Annotated in this window: 10 protein-coding genes; 6 read left to right on the top strand and 4 right to left on the bottom strand. The window is 71.4% G+C overall.

Annotated features, from left to right (window positions below):
- Positions 1-912 precede the first annotated feature (912 nt).
- The 3 genes from D7V80_RS43930 to D7V80_RS15880 are packed head-to-tail and all read right to left on the bottom strand — an operon-like array spanning position 913 to position 3,360.
- The gene (locus D7V80_RS43930) at positions 913-1,203 is read right to left on the bottom strand and encodes a hypothetical protein (protein ID WP_370452499.1); all 291 of its coding nucleotides are present in this window, start codon (positions 1,201-1,203) and stop codon (positions 913-915) included.
- Positions 1,203-2,732 carry a fatty acyl-AMP ligase gene (locus D7V80_RS15875; RefSeq protein ID WP_370452500.1) on the bottom strand — a complete coding sequence of 510 codons (1,530 nt, stop codon included), beginning with the start codon at positions 2,730-2,732 and terminating at the stop codon, positions 1,203-1,205. Before D7V80_RS15875 ends, D7V80_RS43930 begins: the two co-directional genes overlap by 1 nt.
- A gap of 7 nt (positions 2,733-2,739) precedes the next feature.
- Positions 2,740-3,360, bottom strand: a complete 621-nt coding sequence (locus D7V80_RS15880; RefSeq protein ID WP_120588964.1) for an outer membrane beta-barrel protein — start codon at positions 3,358-3,360, stop codon at positions 2,740-2,742.
- Positions 3,361-3,611: 251 nt separating this feature from the next.
- Between D7V80_RS15880 and D7V80_RS15885 the strand changes: the two genes are divergently transcribed.
- Together D7V80_RS15885 and D7V80_RS15890 are read left to right on the top strand one after the other, a co-directional pair.
- Entirely contained in the window at positions 3,612-4,943 is a 1,332-nt protein-coding gene (locus D7V80_RS15885; protein ID WP_120588965.1) for an amidohydrolase, read from the top strand.
- Positions 4,944-5,055: 112 nt separating this feature from the next.
- Entirely contained in the window at positions 5,056-5,541 is a 486-nt protein-coding gene (locus D7V80_RS15890) for a hypothetical protein (protein ID WP_120588966.1), read from the top strand.
- 11 nt (positions 5,542-5,552) lie between these two features.
- Here D7V80_RS15890 and D7V80_RS15895 read toward each other — a convergent pair whose 3' ends face one another.
- Positions 5,553-6,011, bottom strand: a complete 459-nt coding sequence (locus D7V80_RS15895) for a YaiI/YqxD family protein (protein ID WP_014394487.1) — start codon at positions 6,009-6,011, stop codon at positions 5,553-5,555.
- 77 nt (positions 6,012-6,088) lie between these two features.
- On the opposite strand from D7V80_RS15895, the gene D7V80_RS15900 reads away from it, so the two are divergent.
- The 4 genes from D7V80_RS15900 to D7V80_RS15920 all read left to right on the top strand — a co-directional run bounded on the left by D7V80_RS15900 (position 6,089) and on the right by D7V80_RS15920 (position 11,362).
- Complete coding sequence (locus tag D7V80_RS15900) at positions 6,089-7,468, top strand: hypothetical protein (RefSeq protein ID WP_120588967.1); 1,380 nt, start codon at positions 6,089-6,091, stop codon at positions 7,466-7,468.
- 125 nt (positions 7,469-7,593) lie between these two features.
- A complete protein-coding gene (locus tag D7V80_RS15905) occupies positions 7,594-7,944 on the top strand; it encodes a hypothetical protein (RefSeq protein WP_014394489.1) in 351 nt (116 codons plus the stop codon).
- A 52-nt stretch (positions 7,945-7,996) separates the two neighbouring features.
- The gene (locus D7V80_RS15910) at positions 7,997-8,971 is read left to right on the top strand and encodes a metallophosphoesterase (RefSeq protein WP_120588968.1); all 975 of its coding nucleotides are present in this window, start codon (positions 7,997-7,999) and stop codon (positions 8,969-8,971) included.
- A gap of 438 nt (positions 8,972-9,409) precedes the next feature.
- Positions 9,410-11,362 (top strand): TonB-dependent siderophore receptor, encoded by a 1,953-nt coding sequence (locus tag D7V80_RS15920; RefSeq protein WP_120588970.1) that lies wholly within the window; start codon positions 9,410-9,412, stop codon positions 11,360-11,362.
- Positions 11,363-11,386: the final 24 nt, after the last annotated feature.

The raw sequence follows: 11,386 nt of genomic DNA on the forward strand, positions 1-11,386 counted from the left end.
TCCCATCCGCGGCGCACCTCCGGACCTGTCCGACTGCCAGCCAGGCCATGAGAACCGTGGTGGCTCGTCGCCCGGGCCGCGGAAACCTGTCGGACGAGTCTGGGAACCGAGGCGGGTGAGGATCCCCTTGCCGCCCAGGCAGCGGAAACCTGTCGAACAGTCGGACAGGTTTTGGAGCGCCGCCGCCGGGGGGCGGACTCTCTCCGCTCAGGCTGCGGAAAGCTTGTCGGACAGGTTTTGCGATCCGCAGCGCGTGGGGGCCCCACCGCCCGAGCAACGGAAACCTGTCGGACAGTCGGACCGTCTTGAAGAACGGCGGCTAATGGGGAGCCCCTCTCCGCCCGGGACGCAGAGTCCTGTCGGACAAGTCGGACGGGTTTTGGGGACTGCCGCCAGGGAGGCCCCTCTCCGCCCGGGAGGCGGAAACCTGTCGGACAGTCGGACCGGTCTTGTGGACCGTGACTGAGCGAGCCCGCTCTCCACCGGGGAAGCGGAACTTGTCGGACAGTCGGACCGGCCTTGTGGACCCTGGCTGGTGGGGGCTCCTCTCCGCCCGGGAGGCGGAGCCTGTCCGATTGTCGGACCGATCTTGGGGACCCTGGCTGGTGGGACTCCTCCCCGGCCAGGCCGCGGAAACTTGTCGGACAGGCGGACAGGTTTGGAGCGCTGCCGCCGGGGAGGCCTCCTCTCGGGCCGAGGAAACCTGTCGGACAGTCGGACAGGTTTTGGAGCGCCGCCGCCGGGGGGCGGACTCTCTCCGCTCAGGCTGCGGAAAGCCTGTCGGACAGTTGGACAGGTTTTGGGGCTGCGTAGGGCGGGAGGTGGACATGGGGTCCGGGGGCTTGGGAGCCCTTGGCGTCACGCCTCGGACGGCGCCCGCTCCGGCTCCTCCCTCGATTCCGGCCCTTGGGGTCAGGGCGTATGGGCGTCCAGGTCCTCCACCCGCGCTCCCAAGCGCGCTGGCACGCGTGCCAGGACTCGGAACTCCCTTGCTGAACGCTCGGTGTGCGCGCCCGCGCCGTTCATCGCGGTCGTGCACCAGGCGTGCAACTCGCGCAGCGCTCCGGCGAGGAAGGCCTCCCGCGTGGCCCTCCGTTGCACCTTGCCGCTGGAGGTCTTGGGCAGGCTTCCGGGCTCGATGAGCACCACCGCTCGGGGCCTCACTTCGTGCACCGTCGCCAGACGCCCTCGGATGGCGCCCATCACTGGCGCCACTTCGCCGTCCCACCTGCGTGCATCCACCTCCTGCACCACGACGAGATGCTCCTCGCCGTCCACCGCCACGCCGAAGGCCACGCCACATCCAGGCCTGAGCGCGGGGGGCTCTCCCCCACCACCGTCTCCAGGTCCTGTGGGTACAGGTTGCGGCCTCGCACGATGATCAGGTCCTTCTCTCGCCCCGTGACGTACAGCTCTCCGTCGTCCAGGAAGCCCAGGTCCCCGGTCCGCAGGTAGGGCCCGTCTCCCTGCGCGGTCCTTGCCTGGAACACCCTCGCGGACTCGTCCTCGCGCCTCCAGTAGCCCTTCGCCACGCTGGGCCCCTTCACCCAGACCTCGCCCACTTCGTCCTGCGGGAGCACTCGGCGGGTGTCCGGCGCCACGATGCACAGGGATTGATCCGGCAGCGTCGCTCCGCTGCCCACCAGCGTCCGGGCCGCGCCAACGGGCGCCCTCGCGCTGCCTGCCTCCAGCGCGGCGGAGTCCACGTCGCGCAGGACGGGCGCGGCCTCCTTCGCTCCACCGGAGACGATGAGCGTCCCTTCCGCAAGGCCGTAGCATGGATAGAACGCCTCGCGCCGGAAGCCATGCGGTCCGAACGCCTCCACGAAGCGCTCCAGGGTGTCCGGGCGGATGGGCTCCGCTCCGCAGAACGCCACCTCCCAGCGGCCCAGGTCCAGCCCCTCCCGTTCCGCGGGCGGGATGCGCCGCACGCACAGGTCGAACGCGAAGTTGGGCCCGCCGCTGATGGTGCCTCCGAAGCGGGTGAGCGCTTCCAGCCACGCGCGAGGCCGCTTGAGGAACGTCAGCGGCGACATCAGCGCCGTGTGGAAGCCCTGCGCCAGCGGCACCAGCACTCCGCCAATGAGTCCCATGTCGTGATACGGCGGCAGCCAGATGACGCCCACGCTGTCGTCGCGCGTCTGGAAGGCGCGACAGATGGCCCCCAGGTTGTGCAGCAGGTTGCCGTGGCTGAGCATCACGCCCCGGGGCGTCCCCGTGCTGCCGGACGTGTACTGGAGGAAGGCCAGCGTGTCGGCCGTCACGTCCGGCCGCCTCCACTCCGCCGCGTCGCCTTCCTCCAGCGCGTCCGTCGCCACCCACTTCAGCGCTCGCAGCTCCGGCGCGTCCGTGAAGAGGAACTCCGCCATGGACAGGATGAAGGACGTGGTGAGCACCACCGTGGCCCCGGAGTCCGCGATGAGCGCGCGCAGGCGGGGCAGGGTGCGCTCCAGCCTCGATGGGTCCGGTGGATATGCCGGCACCGCCACCAGCCCCGAACACACGCAGCCGAAGAACCCTCGGAGGTAGTCCGCGCCGGGCGGATAGAGCAGGACCGCGCGCTCGCCCTCGGCCGCGAGCGATTGGAGCGCGGCGGCGATGCGGTGCGCGCTCGATGCCAGCGCACCCCGGGTGAGCGTCACCTCCGCGCCGTCCTCCAGGAAGGTGTAGAGGCGTGGATCCGGAGGACGGCGGCTTCGCTCGTCGAGCAGGTCGATCAGCGTGGCGGACATGCGCACCTCAATAGCTGCCGCCAATCATCAGGATGCCCGAGTAGCGGCCATCCCCCGCGCCAATGTCCTGCGAAGGCGCGAAGTCCTGTCCGAAGAGGAAGCTGTAGCTGCCGCGCACCTCGGCCGTGAGCTGGGGGTTGATCTTGAAGCGCACGCCCGCTCCCACGGGCGCGTAGCCCCCGGTGTCGTCGAAGAACCGGAAGAAGGTGCCCTCGCGCACCGAGTAGCGCTCGACGCCGATGCCCCCGAGCACATAGGGCTGCAGCCGGGTGGGGGTGAAGCCAATCGTGAGCGCCGCCTGCGCTCCGTTGCGCACGATGTCCGGCGTGCCGAAGAAGTCGGAGCTGTCCGCGACGGACAGGCTGCTCACGCCGCCGCTGTAGCCCAGCTCCAGGCCCAGATAGTCATTGGCGCGGTAGCCCACGAAGACGCCATACGACGGCCCTGGATCCAGGTTGGGCGCGAGCTTGCCCGTGTAGCCCTCCACTCCCAATCCCAGGAGGAAGTAGGGGCCCTTCCAATCCACCCGCCCCATCCGCGTGGGCGCGTCCGGCGGCGGGTCCTGGGCCCTGGCGGCGCCACCCGTCAGTCCTGCCAGGCAGAGCCCCAACGCGATGCTTCGCCTCATGACCGCTCCCTCCATGTGTCTGATGCGCAGCCAGAAGGTGACCTTCGGGGGAGGGGCGAACAACGAACGAACAGGCGGTACCCCGGAGGCCCACGGCGCCCCCGAGGGTGGGGGAGGCGGCGCACGAAGCCGGGCCCCTGCCTGCCTCCCTGCCCATCCCCCTGTGACGCCCCGCGCGCGGCTTCCACCTTGAGCCGTACCCGGAGGCCCGCGGTACCTCCTCCTCGGGTCCGGGATGGGAGCACTCCGCCATGAACGACGCCTACCCCCAGTCCGTCACGGGCCCGTCCACCGCTTCAGGCATCCAGGCCCGCGCCCGGCGCGCGCTCGCGCACCTGGACGCGGTGCTGCCGGACGTGGACGCGCTCTACCAGGACCTGCATGCGCACCCGGAGCTGTCCGGTCAGGAAGCGCGCACGGCCGCCGAGGTGGCGCGCCGGTTGGAAGCGGAGGGCTACGAGGTGAGCCGGGACGTGGGCGGCCACGGCGTGGTGGGCCTGTTGCGCAACGGCGACGGGCCCACGGTGCTCCTGCGTGGGGACATGGACGCGCTGCCCGTGGAGGAGAAGACGGGGCTGCCCTACGCGAGCCGCGCCCGGACGGAGGACGGTGAGCCGGTGATGCACGCGTGCGGCCACGACGTCCATACCGCGTGCCTGGTGGGCACGGCGGCGGTGCTGGCTCGCTCGCGCGATACGTGGCGCGGCACGCTGATGGTGGTGGGACAGCCGGCGGAGGAGACCTTCCAGGGCGCGAAGGCGATGCTGGACGCCGGGCTCTATTCGCGCTTCGGCACGCCGGACGCGGTGCTGGGCCAGCACACGGCGCCGCTGCCGGTGGGCACCTTCATGCACCGCGAGGGCGTGACGATGATGGGCTCCGCGCACGTGCGCCTGCGCCTCTTCGGCCGGGGCTCGCACGGGGCGCAGCCGGAGCTGTCCGTGGATCCCGTGGTGCTGGGGGCCAGCGTGGTGATGCGCCTGCAGACCATCGTGTCGCGCGTGCTGTCGCCGCTGGAGGCCGCGGTGGTGACGGTGGGGAGCTTCCATGCGGGGACTCGCGCCAACGTGATTCCGGACGAAGCCGTGCTGGAGCTGACGGTGCGCACGGAGGACGAAGCGGTGCAGGCGCGCGTGCTCGCGGCCATCGAACGCATCGCGAAGGGCGAGGCCGCGGCGTCGGGCGCGCCGAAGCCTCCCCAGGTGGAGGTGCTGAACCGCGGGCCGGTGAACCGCAACGACCCGGAGCTCATCCGCCGCGTCCGGGACGCGCACGCGGAATGGTTCGGAGCGGAAGCGCTGGTGCCAGGCGTGCTCGCCACCGCGAGCGAGGACTTCCCCTTCTTCGCCCAGGGGCCGGAGCGCCCGGTGCCCATCGCGTACTGGTACATGGGCATCACCCCGCGAAAGGCCTGGGAGGAGGCGCCGGGCGCGACGCCGCAGGAGAAGGTGGCGCACCTGCCGGGGCCACACACCAGCCACTACGCGCCGGACCGCGAGGGCTCACTGCGCAGCGGCTGCGAGTCACTCACCGTGGCGGCGCTGGCCTGTCTGCACGGAGGCGATGCGTCCGTGGACCATTGAGCAGGGCCCCGGCCTGGAACGGGGCCGCTGGCCCGGCTGGTTCCCCGTCGCTTGCCCCCGCCGCGAGTGCCTCCAACTTGAGAGGCGGACGACACTTCTGGAGGACCCCCCGATGAAGCTTCCGCTCATGGCCTCGATGACCGCGCTCCTGCTGGGCGGCTGTGCCACGCAGACCGCGTCCGTTCCACAGGAGTCCCCGTCCGAGGCATTCGCCAGCGACGAGATGTCCTGGGACTCGGAGGAGTCGCCTCGCACGCAGGAGATGCAGCGCAAGCATGACCTGAACTTCTACGGCACCGTGGGCGCGGAGGCCCAGGCCAGCGCTGAAGCCACCGGAGGCACGGGCATCAAGAAGTCCTCGAAGCCGGAGGACTTCAAGTGCGTGGACGCCAACGAGGTGGGCACGGGCGGCTCGGGCGGCATCGACATGCGCGGCGCGGACAACCTGGCCCCGGAAGTCGTGCCGTCGCAGAACCCCGGCGCGCGGTTGGACATCATCCCGGAGGCCTGGAACCGCAACAAGGGCATTGGCACGAGCCCCGTGGCGCCGTCCACCGGCACGCCTCCCGCGGAGGGCAGCGGCGGCGCCGGCCATTAGGCTCTGACGCCTCAGCCCTGCTGCTTCACCAGCCGGGTCAGCTCGCGGTCCAGCGTGGCCGCGAACTGCTGGCGGTCCTGCGGTGAGAAGCCGCCAGGGCCGCCCGTGTTCACGCCGCTGTCGCGCAGCTCCTGCATGAAGTTCCGCATCGACAGCCGCTCGTCGATGGTCTCCGGCGTGAAGAGCTCTCCGCGTGGGTCCATCACCACGACGCCCTTGGGGACGAGCAGCGCGGCCAGCGGGATGTCCTGCGTGACGGCCAGGTCCCCGGCCTCCGCGGACGTGGCGATGTGCCGGTCCGCCACGTCCAGCCCCGCGCCCACCTGCACGGTGGACACGTACGCCAGACGCGGCAGCGCCAGCGGCTTGTTCGCCACGAAGACGATGGGCACCTTCACGCGCTGCACGGCGCGCAGCAGGATGTCCCGCACGGGCCCCGGACACGCATCGGCATCGACCCAGATTTTCATGCGCGCCATCCTCGCTGATTTTCCCCCGCGTGACGCGGGCCGCGCGCAGGGAGCCGGGATTCGCTAGAAGCGGCTCCGTGCTTCCGGCGTCCTCCCCGTCCCGCCGCGACTTCGCGGCTTCGTCCCTCGCGGCCTGGCTGCTGTGCCTGGGGCTGTTCGCGGTCTACACCGCGAGCCAGGTGCAGATGCAGACGGACTCGCTGTGGTCCATCCCCTCCGCCGCCAGCATCCTCCATGAGGGCAACGCCGACCTGGACGAGTTCGCGCCGTCGTTCGCCCCGGCGACCGCATACGCGCGAGGCGTCTACGGCGGCCACACCTATTACGAGTACCCGCCCGGAGTGATGGTCTCCGCGCTCCCGTTCCTGGCGGCCGCGGAGGGGCTGTTCTCACTGGGCCGGCCGCTGCTGGCGCACCTGGGGACTCCCGGCGCGGATGCGCTGGCGTGGCTGGAGTTGTTCCGGAGCACCGGCAAGGTGGACCTGGGCTCCTTCCACCGCACCGAGAACCTCATCGCTTCGTTCTACGTGTGCGCCGCCGCGGGCGTGCTGCTCGTCGCGCTGCGAAGGCGCGTGTCCGCCCGCGCCGCGCTCGTCACCGTCCTGCTCTTCGGGCTGGGGACGACGGCGTACTCCACCGCCAGCCGCGTCCTCTGGCAGCACGGCCCCGGGCTGCTCGCCATCGCCTGTGTCGTGCTGCTGCTGTCGAGGCCCGCGCAGACGCCGCGCACCGCGTTCCTCGCCGGGCTCGCGGTGGCGCTCGCGTATGTGTGCCGGCCCACGCACTCGCTCTCCGTGGTGGTCGTCACCGCGTACTTCGTCCTGCGCTTCCGCCGGCTGCTGCCCGCGTACTTCACGGGGGCGGCGCTCGTGGCGCTGCCGTTCTGCGGGTACAACCTCCGCATCTACGGCTCGCTCCTGTCGCCGTACTACTCGCACCCGCTGGACATCATGGGCTCGCGCTTCCTCATGGCGCTGGCCACGAACCTGGTGAGCCCGTCGCGCGGGCTGCTCCTCTATTCGCCGTTCCTGGTGCTCGCCGGGGTGGGGTTCGTCCAGCGCTGGCGGAGCCGGGAGTTGGAGCCCTCCGAGAAGGCCTTCGCCGTCATCGTGCTCCTTCACTGGGTGGCCATCTCCGCGTTCCCCGTCTGGTGGGCGGGGCACTCCGTGGGGCCGCGCTTCTTCACGGACGTGCTGCCCTATCTCGCGGTCTTCCTCGCGTACCCCGTGCAGCTCGCGGTGGATGCGCCCCGCCAGCAGCGCGCCCTGGTGGGCGTGCTCGCCGCGACGGCCGCCTTCAGCTTCGTCTTCCACTGGCGGGCCTCCACGTCCTACGACGTGCATGCGTGGAACTCCGTGCCGGTGGACGTGGACAGCGCACCGGAGCGCGTCTGGGACTGGAAGGATCCTCAGCTCGTGCGAGCCATTCCGGCCCACTTTCGCGGCAACTCCCATTAGGGCAGGGGCTCCATCGCCTGTCTGCCTCCCGGCATGCGTTGGCGCCTGGACAGCCAGGGGTCTTGGCGTGCGCCGGGGACGCCTCCAGCTTTCCACCGGACCTTTCTGCTGGAGGAGGCGGTGTCATGGCGAAGGCGATGAGCAAGCTGCCGCGCGCGCTGGGCTGGTTCAGCGTGGGCCTGGGCGTCACGGAGCTGTTGGGGGCGTGGAACCTGCTCCGGTTCTTCGGCATCTCGCGCGGGGACAAGTGGGTGCGGGCCTACGGCGCCCGGGAGCTCGCGGCCGGTGTGGCGCTGCTGAGCCCCGCGAAGAAGCGCCCGTGGCTGTGGGCGCGCGTGGCCGGTGACGCGCTCGACCTGGCCACCATGGGCAAGGGCCTGCGCGAGCCGGGCGTGCGCAAGGGCCGCCTGCTCGCCGCCACCGGCGCTGTCGCGGGCATCACGCTGCTGGACATCTACGCCGCCGCGAGGGCGTAGGCCCAAGCGGGACGTGCGATAGGCTTCCGCCCTCTTCAAAGGAAGGAAGCCCGTGCGTCCCGTTCTCCTGTCCCTGCTACTCCTGCCCGCGCTCGCGGGTGCCGCCGCCCCGAAGAAGCAGGACCCCTTCGTCTTCACGGGCGTGGAGCGCATCGTCGCCGTGGCGGACGTGCACGGCGACGTGGACGCGCTGAAGGAGGTCTTGCGGCTCGCGGGCCTCATCGACGCGAAGGACCACTGGATTGGCGGCAAGGCGCACCTGGTGCAGACCGGGGACCTGCCGGACCGGGGCGACCACACCCGCGATGCCTTCGAGCTGCTCATGCGCCTGGAGACCGAGGCGCGCAAGGCCGGCGGCCGCGTGCACCCGCTCCTGGGCAACCACGAGCTGATGAACATGCGCGGGGACCTGCGCTACGTCACGCCCGGCGAGTTCGCCTCCTTCGCGGATCAGTCCTCCGTCGCTGACGGCCCGGGCGAGCCCAAGGGGCTCCATGGTCACGCCGCCGCCTACGCCGCGGACGGGCGCTACGGGAAGTGGCTGCGCTCGCACCCCGCCGTCATCCGCATCAACGACACGCTCTTCCTCCACGGCGGCCTGGCGCCCACCGTCCCCGGCACCACGCTGGAGGAGGTGAACCGCTGGGTGTGGCAGGACCTGACGCCGGGACAGGCGCCGGGCGGCGGCGTGGATCCGCAGGGCCCGGTGTGGTTCCGCGGCTACGCCATCGACGACGAAGCGAAGTGGGACGCGGGCCTCACGCAGGTGCTGGAGCGCTTCGGCGCCCGCCGCATGGTGATGGGCCACACGCCGTCCAAGGATGGCCGGCTCTCCATCCGCTTCGGCGGCCGCGTCATCGTCATCGACACGGGCCTCAGCACCCACTACGGCCGCCACCTGGCCGCGCTGGAGCTTCGCGGCGACCGCCTCACCGCGCTCTACCCCGAAGGCCGGGTGCCCCTGCTCGTTACCCCCAAGGCCACCACGCCCACCCCGCGCCCCGAGGCGAAGACGGGCACGAAGTAGCCGGTCCTCCTCTGAACGCCCACTTGGAGGGTTCACTGGAGGTCTTTTGACTTTGATAGTCAGTATCAATATCGTCCGGCCCCATCAAACGCAGGGAGCCGCGATGCACGAGGGATGCGGGCCACAGGGAAGTGCCGGAGAGCTGCGCTGCATGTGCGGCAGCCTGTTGGCGCGACTGGTGCCGGGCGGCGTGGAGCTGAAGTGCCGCCGGTGTCACCGGACGCAGGTGGTGCCGCTGGAGGCCGGGACTTCGGCGGGGCCGCGGGGCGGCGGTGTTCCCCGGAGTGGTGCGCGCGACTGAGCCGCTTTGAAGGAACGGGCCTCCGGTGAGGGGGGCTCGCGGCAGTGTGTTTCCTGCGGCCCGAGGCCCCTGAGCCCAGCGCCCGACAGGCTTCCCGTGAGCGGAAGCCCCCGGCTTTCGTGCCGGGAGGACGAGGGATGTCCGGGCGTTGGTGGCTGTGCGCGCTGCTGTGGAGTGCCCTGTCCGGCCTGGCCCGGGCAGAGGACGTGCCGTCCGCGGATGGAGGCGTGGCGCAGGCCGCGCTTCCGGTGGAGGAGCCTCCCGCGCTCCAGACGGTGGTGACGGGCTCCCGCACGCAGGAGCGTCTGCGCGAGACGCCGGTGGCCACCGAGGTCATCACCCGTTCGGAGATTGTCGCCAGCGGCGCGCGGGACGCGTCGGAGCTGTTGAACGCGCGCCCGGGCTTCGTGGTGCAGCAGGGCTTCTCGGGCTCCGGGCTGTCCATGCAGGGCCTGGCCCCGGAGTACGTGCTGGTGCTGGTGGACGGCGAGCGCGTCACCGGCAAGGTGGACGGCAACATCGACCTGTCGCGCCTGTCGCTGGAGGACATCGAACAGGTTGAAATCGTGAAGGGCCCCGGGTCCGTGCTCTACGGCAGCGACGCGGTGGCGGGCGTGGTGAACTTCATCACCCGCCGCGCGCAGCGCACCCTGGGCGCGGACCTGCGCGCAGCGTACGGCACGCTCGGGCGCCTGGACCTGGACGCCACCGGTGAGGCGCGCGGCGACGCGTGGGGCCTGCGCATGAGCGCCGGGCTCCAGCGGCGCGACGCCTACGACCTGGACACGGCGGACATCGGCACCACGGGCAGCACGCTGAGCGGCTACGACCTGTCCGCGCGCGGTGACTGGCGCGGCACGGAGACGCTGTCGCTGGAGGGCACCGCTTCCTATTCGCACCGCATCCAGCGCGGCGTGGAGCTGGGCGCCGCGGGCGCGGTCTTTGATCGGGCCACCCGCGACAACACCTTCACCTCGCGCCTGTCACCGTCCTGGCGGCTGGGGGAGAAGGTGAACCTGCGCACGGACGTGTCCTACGGGCACTACGAGCGGCGCTACCTGCGCGACCAGCGCAACGCCGGCGCGCTGGATACCGTGGAGGACACGCGCGACCAGCAGGCCCGCGTGGGCGCGCAGCTGGACGCGCGTCCCGGCGGCGGCCACGCGCTGGTGGTGGGCACCGAGTACCTGGGCGAATGGCTCCAGTCGGACCGGCTGGACGGCGGACGCGGGCGGCGCGGCCGAGGCTCCCTGTACGCGCAGGACAGCTGGACGCTGTGGGAGCGCCTGGGACTGGTGGCGGTGCGCGGCGGACGGGTGGACGTGGATTCACAGTTCGGGCTCGCGCTCACGCCCCGCTTCGCGCTGAAGGTGGACCCGCTGTCGTGGCTCACCGTGCGCGGCAGCTACGGCTGGGGCTACCGCGCGCCCAGCTTCCAGGACCTGCTCATCGACTTCGAGAACCCCGGCGTGGGCTACACCGTGCGCGGCAACCCGGACCTGAAGCCGGAGCGCTCGCGCAGCTTCAGCTTCAACGTGGAGACGCGCCCCACGCGCGACTCCGTGGTGTGGGTGGGCCTGTTCCAGCACTCGCTGCGCGACATGATCACCGCGTCGCTTCAGTCCGAGGGCGACTTCCTGCGCTACTCGTACATCAACATCGCCCGGGCCCGCGTGCGCGGCGGCGAGCTGGGCCTGCGCCAGACGCTGCCCGGCCGCATCCAGGTAGAGCTGGGCTACACGCTCACCGACGGCACCGACCAGGAACTGGACCGCGCGCTGGAAGGCCAGGCGCGGCACCGGCTCACCGCGCAGGCCACGTGGCGCCACCGCGAGTGGCGCCTGGAGGCCAACGTGCGCGGCGCGCTCACCGGCGAGCGTTCCTTCCATCCCGATACCAACGGAGACGGTGTGGCGGATTCCTACCGTGCCAGCCCCACCGTCTCCCTGGATGCCCGAGTCGCCTGGCTCATGCCAGCGGGCGGGCTCCAGCTTTTCGTAGTGGGCAGCAACCTCACCGGTGCGGGCAATCCAACGGACCTGCCCATTCCCCCCCGCACCCTCCAGGCCGGCGTCTCCACCCGGTTCTGATTCCTCACCCCTGCACCCTGAAGG

The sequence above is a fragment of the Corallococcus sp. CA054B genome, from assembly GCF_003611625.1.
Lineage (GTDB): Bacteria > Myxococcota > Myxococcia > Myxococcales > Myxococcaceae > Corallococcus > Corallococcus coralloides.